Here is a 17,534-nt window from a genome sequence, read left to right on the forward strand (position 1 = left end):
GGCGACATCCACCGGTTCACTACCCGGGATCGGTTCGCGTCGTGGAACGGCACCGCGCCGCTGGACGCCTCCTCCGGAGAACAGCAACGGCACCGTTTGTCTCGCGCCGGTAACCGCAGGATCAACCGGACGCTGCACATCATGGGAGTGGTTCAGCTCCGTAATCCTACCGCCGGTCGCGTCTATTTCGATGGGAAGAAAGCCGTGGGCAAGACCTCGATGGAAGCGATGCGCGCCCTCAAACGACGGCTCTCGAACGTTGTCTACGCCCGCATGCTCGCCGATCAGAAACGACGTGAGGCGGCAGGCTCGGGAGGGCACTCGGGGGACGACTTTGCAATCCAGCGTGACCGGCCTGACCCCGGACACCGGCCCTTCGGACAAGCCACAACCCGAACCTGCCACCGCCCAGCCTACCCCCGCCAGGGCCACCCTTTGACATAAAGGGGAGCCATGAGAGTGCGTTGGACGCCGTTATTTGAGGGGCAGAGGGGGTGTCGGATGAGCGCTCGAACACGCCATCTTCGGCTGACTTGCGGTTGTTCCCGACCTCTTGAATTCTGCGCAAGAGCGGGAACAACCGGTGTCAGCGGAGCCGGTAAGCGTGAATGATGCTCTGGGTCGTGGTGTTCCCGTCGGCATCGGCGGCCTTCGCACGCAGGGAGACAGATCCGGTCGCCGGGTGGCGGAGCTTGGCGTTGTACCGGCCGTCCTGCCCGCTTACCGTCGCGGGCTGCCAGTTGACGCCACCGTCGTAGGACGCTTCGACCTGGAGGCCGGTGATCGCGGCGGGACCGTCCTGCCGGGACACGGTGACCGGGACGGTGAAGGTGCCGCCGCCCGGCGCGCTGTTGGCCAGATCCACCGCCGGGGTGTAACGCACCTCCAGCAGCGGCAGCGCTCGGCTCGGTCCCTGGGCGTACCCGCTGCGAAAGGTCCATTCGGCGGAGACCTTGGTGGACAACGGCGCCCAGGGTTCGTCGCGCTCCGCCTCAGTGGTCAGCCGGTAACCGGCCTCCTCGGTAGGCGTCACGAACACCGCGCGCCCGGGAGTCGCCTGGCTACCGAAAAGCCGGCCTTCGCGGTAGAGCGTGGTGCTGCCGCGGTCACCCGGCGCGTCCAAGTCCGCGGTTCCGGTGTGCCCGGCACCGTCAGAGAACAACGGGATGCTGATGTCGATCTCCTGCCCGGTGCGTGCGGCCCAGGGACTGTCGGCCGGATAGGCGCGCTTGCCGCGGAAGCCGGGGCCGGTGACCGCACCGTTCCAGGCCAGCCGGTAGCTTTTGCCCGCCGCGAAGAGCTCCTCGCCGCGCAGGTCACCGCCGACGCTCGGAGTTTGGCTCACCAGCGTATTGAGGAAGGCCCAGGTGCCCGGCGTGTAGTACTCCTGGCGTTCCGCTCGCACGAGCCCCGGTGTTCCATAGCCCAGCCGGGACGTTCCCAGGCTTACCCCTGCCACCCGGTGGATCGCGTGCATCTGGGACGGGGACTCCGCCGAGTAGCCGTGGAAAGCCATGGTCACGGCCGCGAGCTCGGACTTGCGCACCGAGTGCTCGAGTTGTGCCGGGACCCGCTCGGTGGCCGGAAAGGACAGTTCATAGGCGTCCCGCATTTCCGGGCGGGCGATCACGGCCGCGGTGCCGTCACCGGTCCGGGCCAACGCGGCGAACCGCTCGGCGTTCGCGCCGGCGATCTGAACGGTCGGCAGTACCAATGCCTCGGCGGCCGTGGAGCCGGTCAGTTCGCTGGACGGTTTCGCCGCGGCCGCGATTCGGCTGCCCGGCCGCCCCGCAAGCTCCGTGCCCTGGCGCACCGCGTCGGCAGGGGGCAGCCATGCGGCCACCATCGCGCCACCGTGTTCGCGCACCGTGGCGACCCGTTCGGCCAGAGTCTCCGGGGTGGTGTCCCAGGGCAGTTCGAGTACCACCAGCCGGTCGCGCACCTCGACTCCGGCCAAGTCTTCCTGGCGACCCGCGCCGCCGAACGCCAGGGCGGGCGTCCGTGACCCCACCGGCAGGGGTGCGCCGACCGCCGTGGTGGGGACCGGGAAGCGATTCGGCTGTTCGCCGAACAGTTCCAGCCGCGGTTGTTCCAGGCGGTGGCTGGCGCCGAAGTAGAAGGCGGCCGACGAGGTGCCCGGCAAGGTGCCGGCGAACATCTCGTGGAAGCGCTGGTCGAACGGGAACAACATGGACTGCGTCTGGTCGGCACCCAGGCGCACTCCCATCTCGACCAGCGAACTGCCCCCGGTCACCTCTGGCTGGTCGACGTTCGCGGTGACCTTCGCGGCCTGGCGGGTGTCCAGGGTGACGGTGGTGTTGCGCGTCAGGTTGAGCTCCGGGTGGGCCATCGCGGCCATCGAGGGGTCCAGCCCAGGGCGCGGTGTGATCAGGCTGCCCAGCAGCGCGTAACGGTCAGCGGGCAGCCGCAGGGTGCTCCCCGCGGGTACGTCGTGTGTACGGCCGCCACCGCTGAGGCTGATCACGTCGATCGTCGCGCGAGAGTTCGCGGTCGCCACGGCGCCGTTGCGGTCGATCATGCGCAGCGTCAGCTGGTAGACCGGTGCCGCCACCGCCTGTACGCCCGATACCGCCAGCAGCCCCGATACCAGCGCCGTACTCAGTAAAGCCGTTCGCCGGAGATGCGTGCTTGCCCGATTCATCAATCAACTGCCTCTCGCTCGATGAGTGGACCATGTATCTCGTCTTCGCTCGCGGGCGGAAACGAGTTCACGCAGTCTCGGCACATCGGGTTCCCGCCCGTCCCGGCCGCGGGTCCTGGGGCTGATCACCCGACACCCTCATCACCCGCCACGAACTCGCTTACCGGCGGACCGTCGAGAGCCAGATGACGTCCGCTATTCGCACGAGCGGACGTCGGGCGCCCACGGCACCCGGTCCAAGACCGTGCTGCCGTCGGGCCTCATCCGCTGTCGTGCAGACCGGATGCTCGGAGTCTCCGGTGGTCACCAGGTCCGGCGGGAGCCGGCGCGCGGCGCACCCACGATCGCTGCGCCAGGCCGCGGGCGAGACGTTGAGCGGTAATCGCATCCCGCGGCGAAGCGCCATCCGGTGCGATCTCCGCCGGCGATACGATGGGTCGATACGGTGGGGAGGCGGCATGGCGGAAGAGCCCTTGCCGGGTGTGGACCTGGAGCATCCCAGCGTGGCTCGGGTCTACGACTGGTATCTCGGCGGCACGGCCAACTGGGCGATCGATCGTGAGTTCGGCAAGAAGGTCCTGGCGACGTTTCCGGCCGGGATGTATTGCGCCCGGGCCAACCGGGCCTTTCTGCATCGCGCTGTGCGGCACCTGGTGGCCCGGGGCGTGCGACAGTTCGTCGACATCGGTTCCGGTGTTCCCACGATGGGCAACGTGCACCAGGTCGCCGACGAGGTCGCACCGGACTCCCGGGTCGTCTACATCGACTACGAACCCGTTGCGGTCGCGCACTCCCGGATCTTGCTGGAGCAGCACGGCGATCCCGCCCGCCACGCGGTGATCCACGGCGATCTGCGTGATCCCGACGGGGTCTGGGACGCTGTTGCCCGGACCGGTGTGGTCGACCTCGACGAGCCGCTGGCCCTGCTGGTCACCGCGGTGCTGCACGTCCAGCAAACCGGCCCCGACGGCCGGGATGTGGGGCCGGAAGCCATCGCGCACTACCGGAACCTGCTGCCGGCCGGTTCGTACCTGGTGCTGTCCCAGATCACGCACGAGGGGCTGCCCGAGGAGATCGCCGCTCAGCTGCACGCGATCATCCAGATGTACGACGACGACGTCAGCAAACACGTGTTGCGGTCGAAGGCCGAGTTCGGTGCGCTGTTCGGCGACTTCGCACTGCTGGAGCCCGGCGTCACGTGGACGGCTTCCTGGCACCCCGAAGACAGTGGTCCCGACACGCCCGTGATCGACTTCGCGGACCCCGGCGAGTCCGTGATGCTGGCCGGAGTCGGGCGCAAACCCTGACCCGGAACACGGCGGCCGGCCTCCGTGCTCAACGCGGACCGATAGGGTCCAGGGCGTGAAGTATCCGGAACTGGAGGCGGCCGTCTTGCAGCTCGTCATCGCCGCGGGCGATGAGAGCGCCGAGGCGTTCGGCGCCGCGACGATCACCCGACTGCTCCGGGACGAGGTCGTGGAGGACGCGGGGCAGGACGAGCTCACCGAAGACGCCTGGGACGCGCTGACCCGCGCCCGGGAGTCGATCTTGACCATCGATGCCGGAGAGCTGGAGACCTTGATCGCCCGGATCGACGCGGGGATCCTCGTGGACGACGACCTGGATCGCGGAATCGTCGCCGCGATGACCGCGCTCATGCACTGGAGCAGCTACCTCCGGGGCCGGCAGCGAGGCGAGCTTTACGAACTGGCCATCCGCTCGATCGAGGACGTCGACTTCCAGGTGAACGCCGATCTCGACGACGTGCTCGCCACCCCGGAGATGTCCGCGGAGTACGAACGGATTCAGCGGCTCCTCACCTCCCAACCCCGGAATTCGGTCACCGAAACTCGTGCACGACCTCGATCGGACCGACCATGTGCGCATTGAACTCGTCGAGTTCCTCGGCCGGAACCCACAACTCCAGGATGTTCTGCTCGACGTGGCACTGGGTTCCTGAGCCGAGCTGTGCGAACGTCGGTCACCGGCTCGTCTGCTGACCGGCGTTTCCCGTCGCTCGACCGCTAGGGGCGCCACGCCTGGTAAGGAGTGCCGCACCGCTTGCCGGCGGGGACGTACACGCACAGCGTGACCTTGATCCGGTCAATGCCGCCGACCAGGTCGGGATCGCCGGCCACGAACGAGAACTCCTTGTAGACCGCGTACCGGCTCACCGTCCGCGTCTGCGGCACGCCCACCTTCGTGCTGCCTGCGTAGGCCTCAAAAACCGCCTGCGTGTAGTCCGGGGCGTCCGAGGTGTACACCTTGCCCGTAACGGTCGCGGTGCGGTTGTACCAGACGATGTCACCGGTGGTGTAGTCCTTCGTATCGCACTGCGGCGCGTAGCAAGCGGTGAAGCCCGAGCCACTCGACGCGCTCGCCGTACCCGCACCCGCGACCAACCCGAGCGCGGCCATAACGGACATCAGCACAATGCCGGATCTGTGGCGCAGCGACATGAATTTCCTCCCCAAGAAGACAAACCACGTCCCGGCGGCCACCTGCCGCCGATCACGTCGGCACGACCGTAACCGAAGCCCGCGCTCCGACGGCCAACACCGGGCAATGTCACCCGAAAGGCCCAGATTTCCCGCGTTCGCCCCGTCGGCGGCGGGCGCCGCAGCCATGAGCTGCGGCAGCTGCCCGGCCCCTGCAGCGTCAAGTGGCGTTGGCTCACCGAGGCGCACGCTCTGAGGCACAGCGCTGCGCCGTTCAGGCGGCTCGGTTCCCTTCGCCCACCCGTTGGGACAGTCAGGGCGACTGGCTGTCAGCTCCCTGTGTAGAAACCCCTGTGGACGGAATCGGTTCGGTCGCCCGCGGTACTCCTCCAGCGCGTGCGCGAGGTCGACGTTCGGCCGCATACCCGGCCGCGCGGCCACCAGGTCGTCCATTGTGGACCGGATCGGCCAGTTCGTCCGCCGAACGCAGGAAGCGGCGCACCGCGATCGGTGCGTCACCGCCGGTGCTCTGTCCACGTGGTGGGGCCCGGCGGCGTGGACGATCGCGGCGCTGCTCGCCGCGTGCGCACTGCCGAGCAGAGTCGCCTGAGGCTGGCGGGGCAGCGCGGGCTCGAAGAGGGGGGAGGCGAAGGCGACGGTGACCGTGCCGGTCTTCGGCAGCTGGGCGAGCGGCACGACGGCTTCGGCGTCGAGCGAGCACGCGCCCAACATCGTCGGTGACGCCACGCGCACGTACGTCGCGGAGAACGTCATCGACCACGCCCTGGCGACGTTCTGGAACGACGACACCGCCGGGCAGTTCCCGGACACGCTCACCGTCACGGCCCCCGCCGCGACGACGTTGACCGGCAACACGGCGGTGTACCGCTGGATCCCTTTCCCCGCACCGGTGACGACGACTCAGGTGCGGATCACGGCCGCGCAGAACACCTTCACGAGGATCGCGGAGGTGACGTGGCGACGTCCGGATTCGCTTGCCCCGGCCCGCCGTCGGCGTGGAGCCGGACGGGTGCCTAACGTGCGGTCAGGGCCACGTCGACGAGCCGGTGGGGGCGCAGGGTCACCGGGCCGAGCAGGCCGGACGCGAGCGCCTGGCCGCGCGTGTTGGCGCCGGTGTTGGTGACCCGCACGCGGATCCGGTTGCGGCCGGGCCGCAGGACGGCCGTCACGTCGAACCGGTACGGCGGCCACAGCCGTGACCCGAACGGTTTGCCGTTGACCTCGAGTTCGGCCACCTCGTGGACCTCGCCGAGCTCGAGAGTCCACCGACGGCCGGCCAAGGTGGCCGCGGTCACGTCCAATTCTCTTTCGTACCAGGCCGATCCGGAGTACGCCGCGTCCAGTTCGGTCCAGGAGCCGAGCGGGCGCGTGCTCACCGGCGCGCCGGCCCGGTCGAAGTGGAACGCCCAGTCGCCGTCGAGCGGAACGGCCGCGAGCGGGTCGGAAACGGTTGCGGTGCCGGAGAAAGCACGGCCGCCGCCGGTCGCGGTGACCGTGACCGGTCCCGGCCCGGTCACCCGCACCGTGGCGATCGCGGCCCGGCCGTCGAGCCGCACGCGGTCCACCGGCGCCGACGCGGACACCGCGTGCGCGGGTTCCGGCCCGGCGCGGAACACGACCAGCAGCGTCGCCTTCGGCTCCAGCCGCAGCACCACCGCCGTGCCCCCGCGGGGCTCGCCCCCGAACGGCGCCCGCCGCCACACACCCGCCGGTGCCGCGCCGCCCGTGTCGGGGTCCCACACCTCGGGCACGCCGGTCGCCGGGAACGTCGCGGTCAGGTCCACGGCCTCGGCGCGCTCATTGAGCACCACGAACGTCGCGCCGCTGTCGCCTTCCAGGCGCAGCACCCGGACGTCGTCGTGGCGTGGCTCCAGCACCGCCGCCGCGCCACCGGCGGTGGCCGTCGCCGCAGCCGCCGCCGCCGGGTCGGCCACCCGGAGTGCCGAGCGTGCGGTGAACAGCTCGTTCAGTGCGGCGCGCAAGCCCGTGTCGTTCCCACCGGCTTCGCGGGACGGCAGCTCGCCGACGACGATCACCGTGCCGCCGCCGCGGACGAAGCGGATCAGGGTCCGGACCGAGCCGATCGCGAGGACGGGCGCCTGCGGCACCACGACGATCCGGTAGGCCTGCTGTCCCACCACCAGCCGTGGCCCGCTCGGCCGGGCGTGCGCCACCAGGGCGGGGTCTGCGTCGAGCGCGCCTTCGTCGAGGAAGTCGAAGTCGACCTGGACGTCCTCCAACGCGTGCGCCGTGGTCAGGAACGCCGTGTCGAGGCCGGCCATCGCGGGAGTGTCCTGTGTGGACTCGGCGGCGCGTTGCGGCTGGAGCAGTGCGGTCCGGGCCCGGCCGGGTGCGCGGCAGGCCTCCATCAGCCGGCCGATCCAGTCGTTCAACGGCGCGGACACCGGCCACCACGGGTTGGCCGGCTGGAACGGGGGAGGGTAGACGATCTGGCTCTCGTCGCTGAACCTCGCGTGCAGCAACGTGTGGTTCACCCCGCGCACGGCGAAGGCCCCGACGACCTCGCGGACCAGCGCCGGCGTGACCGCCCAGCCGGTGCCGCCCATCGCCTCCAGGTACACCCGCTCCAGTCCGAGCTGGTGCGCGGTGCTGGCCGGCCACCGCGACAGTGTTCGGTGGTAGCCGCGCTGGTAGTGGTCGAAGATCAGGTCGGTGCCCGGGACCTGCGCCCACTGGTTGGTGGTGTTCAGGTTGCCGGAGCTGCGCAGCTGTTCGCCTGGGCCGTACTCGTCCCACAGCGGGTTCGAAATCAGCTTCAGGCCGTGCTCGGCCATCCACTGGCCCTGGCTCTTGTAGTACGCCGCCGCGAATCGGTTGCTGACGGCGCGCCAGAAGACTCCGCGCAGCCGGAGGCCCGCCGGGCCGAGCTCGTTGTCGTGCACCGCGGTCAGCGCGATTCCGGGTGCCGTCCCGAGCCGGCGCAGTTCGGCGTCCAGCGTGGGGGACCAGGGCACGGTGTTGAAGGGACCGTCGGCCGAGGCGAGGTAAGGTTCGTCGTCGGCGAAGCCGCGCAGGACCGCCCCGGCCGCCCAGGGGAACCTGCGCACGTACTCACCCGGCACGGCGTCCATGAACAGCCGCACCGCCTCGTCGTCGAGCAGGTCGAGGTAGGCGCGGCCGGTGCCGGTGGGGGTGCTCAGCGGCCGGACGGTGAACAGGTCCAGCCGCCAGCGCCCGGCGGGCGGTGTCCACGTGCCGCCCGCGCGGGCCTGCTCGGTCAGGTCCACCAGCGAAGCGGGTTCGGTCGACGACTCCGGCCGGGCGGCCGCGGCGACCAGTGGCACGCCGGTCGCGGGCAGGGCGAAGGCGTCGAGCGCGGCCGCGCTGTCGAACGTTTCGGCGTACAGCACGCGGCCGTCCGGATCACGCACGGTCAGGCTGTCCCAGGACGACCGCTGGGTCGCGACCGCGCGCACGCCGACCCGGCCGGTGGAGTACCGCAGGTCGGCCGGAGCCTGGGCAGTGCCGTCGAGCGACACGGTCAACGTCGTCCCCCGGACGCGCACCACCAGCTGGTGCTCCGCGGCCGGGTCGAATCCCGGCACCGGCGAACCGCTCCGGACCAGGCTGAACGCGCCGCCGGTCTGCTGCCAGACGTCCACGGCACCGTCGGAGCGCAGGTCGGCGAGGACGCCGTTGCCCTCGTCGGCGCTGCGGACCATCAGCCCGGCCGTGGCGCTTTCGACGCGGACCACCGCCACGACGTCGTAGTCCTGCCATTGCGCGCCCTCGCGCAGCAGGGTCACGCCGTCGCGGGCCGCGGCGTCGACCAGCAACCGGCCGCCGGACACCGACAGCCCCCGGCTCACCAGCGGTACCGGAACGCCGCCGGTGAGGGTCAGGACCTGGTGTCCGACGCCCTTGAGCCGCAGGTCCGGGCGCGGCTCGTAGGTCCGGTCGCCGACCTCCCCGCCGTCGACGACGAGGCCGCCGGCGCGGCCGCTCGGGAAGTAGTCGTCGTTGAACAGCCACAGGTGCATGCCGTGGCGCTGGGCTTCGCGCAGGGTGAACTCGATGAGCGCGAACCAGTCCTCGGTGAAGAACGCCGGCTTCAGCGCCGCGGTGTCGAACGGGAACACCAGCACCTCGTGGATCCCTTTGCCGCGCAGGTCCGCCAGCCCGGCGGTCACGAGGTCGGTGGTGACGGTGCCGTTCCAGAACCACAGCACGGTGGGCCGCGAATCCGGGCGCGGCTCGGCGAACCGCTTCGCCGGATCCCCGGGGCCGGGCGCGGCGGCGGCCACCGGCCACCCCCCGGCCGTTCCGATGATCACCGCGGCCGACGCGAGCGCGAGCACGTGCCGCCGGGACAACGTCGAATCGCCTTCGGCTGTTGTTTCACGCTCGCTCATCGCGTTTCTCCTTGCTCGATTTAGAAAGGAATCGACCAGCGATTGAAACGATTCAACGAATTACCGTACGTGTCTTGGGACGCCTTCGTCAAGCAATGGCGGCAATGTTGTCCACTCGGCGTCGGTTGTCATTCCGCATTGCCGGAGGACCGGTCCGGCCTCTTGTCATCGGCAAGTCGCCGGGCCCGCTCTGCGAGCGCGCACCCGCTACTTCTGGCGGGTCGAGGTCTGGGGACGCCGCTCAGCGCGCTTCACGGTGGAGTGAGCCGGCGTGGTTCGAGACAGCGTTCCTGGCGCCAGGACAGTTCCGGGGTGATTGGATCGGCGCGCCGGCGGCTTCGACGCCGCCGCCGTTCGACGGGGCGAGCTGGATCTGGCACCCGGAAGGCAATCCGGCCGACTCGGCGCCGGCCGGGACGCGGTACTTCCGGCGCGCCTTCGAACTGCCGGCCGGCGAACAGCTCACCGCGGCCCGGCTCGACCTCACCGCCGACGACAGCGACCTGACGAACGCGTCCGCGCACGTCGACTCGCCGCTGGGCCGGGTGAGTTCGGCCTGGACCCGCGAACACGGGCGCTTCACCCTGCGCACCGGGGTGCCTGCGGGAGCGACGGCCGAGGTTCTTCGTTCCCGCCCGGGACGGCCGCGCCGTGCAGGCGCCGCCGGAGGCCAGGTTCGGGGGTCTGCGCAACGGCTACGCGGTCTTCCGCGTCGGCTCCGGCGACCACGTGTTCCGCTCCGCGCGGTGAGGGTGGTCCGTCCTACGCGAGTGCTCTGACGGCGTCGTCGATCTCCAGGTCGATCAGCCGCTGGGCGTCGATGCTCCGGTCGTCGAACATGCCGGTGAGTTCGAGGCTGACGATCCCGTGCACCCGCGTCCAGACCACGATGGCGACGCGGGCCACCCGCGCGCTCGTGGCCGGCCGCTCCTGCGACCGCGCCCACTTGCCCAGCTGCCCGTCAAGTGTGCGGTCGCCACTGGTGCCGTCCGCCGGCGAGCCGTCTCCGACGGCGGTCAGCACGTCGATCAGCAGCGCCATCGCCTGGTCGAGCGGGGTCGGCCCGGCTGCGTCGGCGGGCAGGTCCCCGCCGCGTTCGCCGAAGAGCATCCCGTAGCGCCGCCGGTGCCGCAGTGCCCAGTCGCGGTAGGCCGTGACCAGCAGCCCGATCCGCGCGCGCGGTGCTCGCCTGCTGCCCTGCACCGCCTGCGCCATGGCGTCGGTCAGCTGCCGGTAGGACAGGGTGATCAGATGGGCTACCAGTGCGTCCCGTGACGGGAAGTAGCGGTAGACCGCCGGCGCGGACATCGCCATGCTCCGGGCCAGTGCCGCGATCGACAGCGCGTGGACGCCGTCGGCGTCGATGATCGCGAACGAGTTGTCCTCGATCTCCTGCAGCGTCTGGGCCCGCAGCCGTTCACGTCGGCTCGGCTTCGGCGGTTCTCCGGTCATCGCCGCATCCTAACGGACCGTCGCACTGTTGCTGGTCCATCGCCACGCTATGTGCCCTAACGTCATGGCCCGGCCGTCACGCCGTGCCGCAGGCTGTCCACCATGGTTTCGACCTCGCTGCGGTAGAGCAGGCCGGGATCGATCCCGGTGCCCACCGTGTGCTGCCCCAGTTCCAGGCTGATCAGTCCGTGCAGCCTGCTCCACCACACCAGTCCGAAGTGCCGCACGCCGGCCGGGTGGCCGCGCCGGCCCGCGCCGTCGTTCCAGCGGTGCAGCTGCGCGCGCAGCGGGGCCGGGATCGCCGCATCGGGGGGAGCGCCGGCTTCGGCCACGACGTCGAGGAGCACGTTCATGCTCCGCTGCGCGGCCGAGGCGACGCAGCCGTGGGGAGACTCGCAGGCCAGGCGATAGGCGTGGGGCTGGGCCAGTGCCCACTCCCGGTAGGCGCCGGCGACCGCCCGCAGCCGCGACGCGGGAGTGGTGGCGCCCGCCGCGGCGGCCTCGAGGGTGCGGGCCAGTGCCAGGTGCGTGTCGACGGCCAGTTCGGCGAGCAGTTCGTCCCGGCCGGCGAAGTAGCGGTACAGCGCGGGGGCCGACATCGCCATGGTGCGCGCGATCGCGGCCAGCGACAGCGCCTCCGGTCCGCCCGAGCGCACCTGGGCCATGGCCGCCTCCTTGATCTCGGCCACCGTCCGGCGCCGGTACCGGTCACGTCGGGTCAGCTGCTGCTCGGGCATCACGAGAGCCTCATTTCGCGTTATGGGTTGACTCAGTATGACATGCCAATGCATAGTTACGATCATTAACAGAGCGACAGACAGTCGCTGAGGGGCGAGGAGTCCGTCGTGACCGAGAACAACGCCACCACCGTCACCGAGGTGGTCCTGCCGGGCAAGGTCGAGCCCGGCGGCCTGCAATCCGTCCGATCCCTTCCACCACAGTGAGGAAACCACCATGAAGATCTCCGCAGTGAAGCGCGTCCTGGCCGTTCTCGCCGCCGCTGTTCTCGGTGTCACCGCCCTGAGCGGCAGCGCGTTCGCCGACCACCGGCAACCCGGGCACGGGGGTCCCGGCATCGTGGCGGCCTGGGCGTCGGCGTGGAGCGGTACCGACCCGCAGGCGCTGGCGAAGCTGTTCACCACCGACGCCACCTACACCGACTTCGGCGTCAACGTGGTCTCGACGGGCCGGGACGGGGTCGCTTCCTGGAAGCAGCGCACCGACCTGTTGATCGCGAACGTGCACGTCACGGTCAAGGAGTCGTTCCGCGGCGGCGACCACATCGCCGTCGAGACGGTCTACTCGGGACAGATCCACGGCGCGCCGGCACCGTTCGCGGTGCCCGCCACGACGATCCTCGAACTGCGGCAGGGCCTGATCGTCAGCGACCGGGACTACTACAGCCTGGCCACCCTGCTGGCCCAGTCCGGCCTGCCCGCCACCTGGACCCCGCCGACCGCCTGACGCGGTGACCGACGCGCACCTGAAGAACCTGCGCCGCAAGATCGAGGACGCTGCGCTGGTCACCGGCGTTCTCGCCGGAACCCCACCCGGCCGTGCGAGCGTCGCGGCTGGCCCCGACCGAGGCACCGGCCACCCGAGGCGGGTTAGGCCGGGACCCACGGGTCGTCGAAAACTGTCGGTGGGTTTCGCTACGGTCGCGGCGTGACGATGCTGGGGATCTTGGAAGAGGACGAGTACCTGCCGGAGTACGGGACTTTGGTGGTCCGCGACCGCTACGCGGCGGATGGCTTGGATCCGCTGGGGAACGAGCTGCTCGGCGAGCTGGCGACCGAGGCCCTGTCCGGGACGGTCGCGACGGCCGGGGACGGCTGGGTCCACGGCCACGCCGGCGACCCGTTCCAGTCGGTGCGGCTCGAAGCCCACGACGCGCCGCCGCCGGTCGTGCTCGACGACTGGGAGGACGTCGTCGAGTCGCCGTTCCACAGCCGCAGCGGCCGGGTCGCCCTGGGATTCCTCACCGGCGGCGAGGACGACGGGACGCTGGAGCTGGGCCGGCGTGGGCTTTTCCGGGTGCGGATCGCCCGCCGCGCGGCCGCGGCGGGGGAGGAGGGCGACGTCTGGCTGGTGCAGTTCTGGCCCTCCGACGAACCTGGTCTGCCCCGCTGGGTGCGGCGGACGCGGCCGGCGCTCTTCGCGCCCGAGCCGGGGTGGCGGCAGGTGCTCGGCTACGGCGTGATGTCGGCCGCGTGGACCGCTGCCGGATACGGCCCGCCCCGGCCGGAGTCGTGGCTCGACGAGCCTCTGCAGGGTGATCCGCCGGACGCGGCGATCTGCGCGCAGCTGGGCGTCGAGCGGCCGGTGACCCAGCGGGACGCGGTCGCGCTGCTGGTCGCCGCCGGTGTGCTCGTCGCGGAAGGCGACGCGCACCGGCTCGCCGACCACCCGCCGCTCGCGGCGGACCGGCTCTCCCTGCCGGAAGACCTCGCGGCGCAGGTGGAGCGGGCGGCCGCCGGCGCCCGGTACACCTGGGTCGCGGCGGATCTCACCAGCGTCGCCGCCTGGGGCGACCCCGCGTCGGCCGATGACCTCGCCGAGCGCCTGCTCATCGCGCCGGACGAGGTTCCCGGCTTGGTGGCCTACGCCGTGTCGGACCGGCTGGTGCGGCGGGTCGGCGAGGGCATCGCGGCGCTGCCACGGCGGCAGCCGGAGCCGGTGTCGCTGCCCGTGCCGGCGGTGGTGCCGTCGCGGCCGGAGGACCCGGCCACGGTCCCGGGTGCGCCGCCCCGGGCCGGCGTCGTCAGCGGGAACGGTGACGTCATCGTGTGGCGGGCGGGCGAGCCGGTCGTGCTCGGCCACGTCCCTGACCAGTACCGCTACCGCGCCCACGAGACGACGGCGGGGATCACGGTGGCCACGTCCGGCGGTCCGGGGACGTTGGTGCGGTGGGACGGCACCACCGAGCGGCTGCCCGTCGACCTCGGGACGAACCCGGTGCGCAGCGCGGACGGGCGGTTCCTGGCCGGGGTCGAGCACCACGTGGGGCGCCGGTCGTGGGACCGGCCGCACCTGCTGGACGTCACCACCGGCGAGGTCGCGAGCCTGCCCCGGACCGACGAGCTGACCCGTCGTGCGCTGGCCGTCGTCGACGGCGAGCTGTACTACGCCGACGGCTTCCAGGCCGGCAGCCGTGCTTTCCGCTGGCGCCCGGGTGCCGATCCCGAGCCACTGGCGCCCGGTCTCTGGCAGATCGATCCGCTGTCGGGTGCGGCGCTGGAACGCAGCAGCGACGGCGTCTTCCACCACAGCCCGGCAGGCACCCGGAGCCCGGTGCCCGCCGACCGGCAGTACGAGCTCGCTCCGGGCGGTGAGCTGCTGTACGCGTTCCAGTACGCGCCGCCGTCCGTGTGGCTCCTCGACGACGGTGAACCGGAAGAACGCCCGTTGCCCGAAGGCTGCGACCTGAGCACGGCGATCCCGTCGGCTCCGTTCTGGGAGACCCCGGTGACGCTGGTGTTCACCCACGAGCGCGGGGGCGCGAGCCGGCTGGTGCGCTGGGACCTGCGGTCCGGCCGGTTCGAGCACTTCGACCTGCTCGCCGTGGCCGGCTACCGGCCGTTCGCCGTCCAGCCGATTCTCCGTTCCGCCCCGGGGTGAGACCGCTTCAGCTCAGGGTGTCGGCCGGCGCTGGTCCGGCGAGCGGATCCCACTGCCACGTCCGCGGGTCGCTGCCTGCGGACCGGGACAGGGTGGTGACCTCGTCGCCCGCTGCCGAAGGCGGGCGACGAGCTTGCTGCCGATGAGGCCGGTGGCGCCGGTGACGGTGATCTTCACGATGGCGGTTTCCGTGCGGGTTCAGGGAACGAGGATGATCTTGCCGAGCGCGGTCCTGGCGGACGACTCGTTGAGCTCCAACGCCGCGGCCACCTCCGTCAGCGGGAAGCGCGCGGCGATCTTCGCGTTCACGACGCCCTCGCGCAGCAGCCCGAACAAGTACGTCAGGTCGGTGCGGGTGCGCTCCTGGAAGGCCGTGCGCTTGGCCGTGCCGGGCTTGCCCGCGCCCGCCCAGACGTTGTAGAAGCTCGCGTGCCTGCGCGTGGGCAGGTATTCCCACAGGGCGAGTTTCCCGAGGAGCCGCAGGAATCCCGGCAGGATCGGGCCGGTTTCGTCGACCTTGCTCGCGATGCTGTAGCAGACCAGCGTGCCGGTGCGATTGAGGAGACCGTAGGAGACGGGGACGCTCTCGCCACCGAGGTGGTCGAACACCGCGTCCACGCCGCCCGGGGACAGCTCCCGCACCCGCGCGGCCAGATCGGGAACCCGGTAGTCGATCGGCTCCACGCCCATCGCCCGCAGGGCGTCGTGGTGGCGAGGACTGGCGGTGCCGAGCACGCGGGCACCCGCGTGCCGGGCGAGCTGGGACAGGATCGTGCCCACGCCGCCGCTGGCGCCCAGCACGAGCACGGTCTGCCCGGCCTGCACCTTTGCGCTGCGGTGCAGTATCTGATACGCGGTCAAGCCGTTGACGACCATGGTTTCCGCCTCGTCCGCGCCGATCCCGTCGGGCACCTGCACGAGGTCGGCGGCGGTGAGCAGGACGGCCGTGGCCCACCCGCCGACCTTGGTCAGCGCGGCGACCCGGCGGCCGACCAGGGTGGCGTCCACGCCGGGGCCGACGGCTTCGACGATGCCGACCAGGTCGTAGCCGGGCACGAACGGGAAGGCGGGCTGGCCGTAGTAGCGGCCCCGGCGCATCGCGCTTTCGGCCGCGGACACGGCGGTCGATTCGACGCGCACCAACGCCTGGCCGGCGGCGGGCGCGGACAGCGTACGCCGGACCAGGCGCAGGCCGGACGGCTCGACCTTGCCCGGCACGACCACCTCGGTGACGGTCAGGGTGGCCCCGGCGGGGGTGGTGGAGGTCTCGCTCATGGTCGGCTCCTCGACACTCGGTGATTATCCATCGCTCTGTTAATGGTCGTAACTATGCGCTGAGGCGTCAGCTGAGTCAACCCTGCATGCGAGATGAGGGTTCGTGCCGCCCGAACCGGAGCCGGCCCGATTGGAGCTGGTGCGGCCGGGCCACGCCGGGTGGACACCGGCCACGCGGCCCGGCGAACGGCCGTACCAATTCGTTCTGGTGCACCGATGAGGAGCGCATGGAAGACGCGGCCGACATCGCCACGGGACGCGCGAACAACAAAGGGGTTTCTGCTGCTTGATCCCGCCGATCTGCTCGACCAGGGCGCCTTGCAGGTTGAGCTGCTTGAGCAGGTCGCTGAGGCAGGCGTGGATGACGTCCGCGGTCACCCGGACGCCGGTCGTGGTGAACAGTTCGGTCGGTGGGGTGGTGTGGGCCTGTTTGACGACGCAGTCGATCAGGTCGAAGGCTGGCCTCGTCGGCCTGGGTGTACCGGTCATCGCCGACTCGCTGGGGTGAGGACCTGGCCAGACAGGGCGCGTTCGGCCTCGGCGAGGCCGAACGCCTCCGCTGGACGACGGCGGGCAACCAGGAGAAAGACGCGAGCCAATGTCGTGAAATGCCGATGTGGGTGAGTCCCGGTGTCGGGTCACCGGGACTCACTCGGCCGCTGGTGTCAGCGGTTCATCAGAGCGAAGACTCCCCAGCCGAGGTATTCGCGTTGGTATCGGGCGTGGCGTACCGGAGCGGCGGTGAGTTCCGCGCGCATCTGCTCGGCCAGCTCGTCGTCGGGATGTGCGTCCAGCCAGCGGCGGGTGTTGAGCCACTGAGCCGCGACGTAGCGGTCCCAGCTGTCCTGATCGGCCAGGACCATCTCCACGACGTCACAACCCAGCTCCCCGAACTGTTCCAGCAGTTCCGGGAGGAAGAGGAAATCGTCCTCGCTGGTGGCGTGACAGCCTTCGACGGTGGCCTGGTCCGGCGGTTCCCTGCGCCAGTACGGTTCGCCGATCAGCATCACGCCGCCGGGGCGCAGGCTGCGTCGAAGCAGCTCCACGGTGCCGGCAACGCCACCTCCGATCCAGGTCGCACCGACGCACGACCCGATGTCGACCGGCTCGTCGGCAACGTGGTTCGACGCGTCACCATGGGTGAAAGAGACCTGTCCGGCGACCTTCAGTTCGATCGCTCGTGCCCGGGCCGCGGCCAGGAACAGGGTGCTGATGTCGACGCCGGTTCCGGTGATGCGGTGATCGCGGGCCCAGGTGCACAGCAGCTCGCCCGAGCCACAGGCCAGGTCGAGCACCCGAGCGCCGGGTGCCGGGTTCAGCGCCTCACCCAGGACGGCCAGTTTCCGGCTGGTGAGCGGGTTGTGGATGCGGTGGCTGCTCTCGCGGATGGTGAAGCTACGAGGTAGATCCACTTCGGGGATTCCTTACGTCCAAGGGGTAGTTCACAGTGATCAGCGCTGAGTCGGCCGTCGACGGCCGGGCTACCCGGACATTCATGAAATGCACCTCTTCGGACGGAAGGCCACACGGTTAGACGGAAGGCTAGGTGGGTCGCCCGTGCCGGTCCACCGGTTATCGCCTCGACCCGAACGTGCTCTCCTGCCGCGGAGCGTGCGCCTCGGCAAGCGGCGCTCGACAGCTCAACGCGGAGACCGGCCGCACCACTGACATAGCTCGTCAGTGCGGGTTCCGTCT

At 70.9% G+C, this 17,534-nt stretch carries 13 protein-coding genes; 6 read left to right on the forward strand and 7 right to left on the reverse strand.

Annotated elements, in window-relative coordinates; translation table 11 throughout:
* A partial coding sequence (locus AB0M80_RS43495; protein WP_364576414.1) for a transposase occupies positions 1-444 on the forward strand: 444 nt, incomplete at its 5' end.
* 142 nt (positions 445-586) lie between these two features.
* Here the strand turns inward: AB0M80_RS43495 and AB0M80_RS43500 are convergent.
* Positions 587-2,572, reverse strand: coding sequence for a hypothetical protein (locus AB0M80_RS43500; RefSeq protein ID WP_364576415.1), 1,986 nt, complete (start codon positions 2,570-2,572; stop codon positions 587-589).
* A 548-nt stretch (positions 2,573-3,120) separates the two neighbouring features.
* On the opposite strand from AB0M80_RS43500, the gene AB0M80_RS43505 reads away from it, so the two are divergent.
* Both AB0M80_RS43505 and AB0M80_RS43510 read left to right on the forward strand, forming a co-directional pair.
* On the forward strand, positions 3,121-3,969 hold the full coding sequence (locus AB0M80_RS43505; protein WP_364576416.1) for an SAM-dependent methyltransferase: 849 nt from the start codon (positions 3,121-3,123) through the stop codon (positions 3,967-3,969).
* A 55-nt stretch (positions 3,970-4,024) separates the two neighbouring features.
* Positions 4,025-4,552 carry a hypothetical protein gene (locus AB0M80_RS43510; protein ID WP_364576417.1) on the forward strand — a complete coding sequence of 176 codons (528 nt, stop codon included), beginning with the start codon at positions 4,025-4,027 and terminating at the stop codon, positions 4,550-4,552.
* Between the two features lie 134 nt (positions 4,553-4,686).
* On the opposite strand, the gene AB0M80_RS43515 is transcribed toward AB0M80_RS43510, so the two are convergent.
* Positions 4,687-5,973 (reverse strand): hypothetical protein, encoded by a 1,287-nt coding sequence (locus AB0M80_RS43515; protein ID WP_364576418.1) that lies wholly within the window; start codon positions 5,971-5,973, stop codon positions 4,687-4,689.
* 161 nt (positions 5,974-6,134) lie between these two features.
* Positions 6,135-9,494, reverse strand: coding sequence for a glycosyl hydrolase (locus AB0M80_RS43520; protein WP_364576419.1), 3,360 nt, complete (start codon positions 9,492-9,494; stop codon positions 6,135-6,137).
* Positions 9,495-9,598: 104 nt separating this feature from the next.
* On the opposite strand from AB0M80_RS43520, the gene AB0M80_RS43525 reads away from it, so the two are divergent.
* Positions 9,599-10,273: an alpha-L-rhamnosidase C-terminal domain-containing protein gene (locus tag AB0M80_RS43525; RefSeq protein WP_364576426.1), complete on the forward strand. Its 675-nt coding sequence runs from the start codon at positions 9,599-9,601 to the stop codon at positions 10,271-10,273.
* Here the strand turns inward: AB0M80_RS43525 and AB0M80_RS43530 are convergent.
* The gene (locus AB0M80_RS43530) at positions 10,257-10,946 is read right to left on the reverse strand and encodes a TetR/AcrR family transcriptional regulator (protein ID WP_364576420.1); all 690 of its coding nucleotides are present in this window, start codon (positions 10,944-10,946) and stop codon (positions 10,257-10,259) included. The two genes, AB0M80_RS43525 and AB0M80_RS43530, sit on opposite strands and share 17 nt — an antisense overlap.
* Before the next feature lie 62 nt (positions 10,947-11,008).
* Positions 11,009-11,683, reverse strand: coding sequence for a TetR/AcrR family transcriptional regulator (locus AB0M80_RS43535; RefSeq protein ID WP_364576421.1), 675 nt, complete (start codon positions 11,681-11,683; stop codon positions 11,009-11,011).
* Between the two features lie 217 nt (positions 11,684-11,900).
* Between AB0M80_RS43535 and AB0M80_RS43540 the strand changes: the two genes are divergently transcribed.
* Positions 11,901-12,410 carry a nuclear transport factor 2 family protein gene (locus AB0M80_RS43540; protein WP_364576422.1) on the forward strand — a complete coding sequence of 170 codons (510 nt, stop codon included), beginning with the start codon at positions 11,901-11,903 and terminating at the stop codon, positions 12,408-12,410.
* 201 nt (positions 12,411-12,611) lie between these two features.
* On the forward strand, positions 12,612-14,564 hold the full coding sequence (locus AB0M80_RS43545) for a hypothetical protein (RefSeq protein ID WP_364576423.1): 1,953 nt from the start codon (positions 12,612-12,614) through the stop codon (positions 14,562-14,564).
* 198 nt (positions 14,565-14,762) lie between these two features.
* Here the strand turns inward: AB0M80_RS43545 and AB0M80_RS43550 are convergent, their stop codons facing one another.
* Together AB0M80_RS43550 and AB0M80_RS43555 are read right to left on the reverse strand one after the other, a co-directional pair.
* Positions 14,763-15,839 carry a medium chain dehydrogenase/reductase family protein gene (locus tag AB0M80_RS43550; RefSeq protein WP_364576424.1) on the reverse strand — a complete coding sequence of 359 codons (1,077 nt, stop codon included), beginning with the start codon at positions 15,837-15,839 and terminating at the stop codon, positions 14,763-14,765.
* Positions 15,840-16,504: 665 nt separating this feature from the next.
* Positions 16,505-17,251: a methyltransferase domain-containing protein gene (locus AB0M80_RS43555; protein ID WP_364576425.1), complete on the reverse strand. Its 747-nt coding sequence runs from the start codon at positions 17,249-17,251 to the stop codon at positions 16,505-16,507.
* Positions 17,252-17,534 lie beyond the last annotated feature (283 nt).

This window comes from Amycolatopsis sp. NPDC051045 (assembly GCF_040682955.1).
In the GTDB taxonomy this organism is placed as follows: domain Bacteria; phylum Actinomycetota; class Actinomycetes; order Mycobacteriales; family Pseudonocardiaceae; genus Amycolatopsis.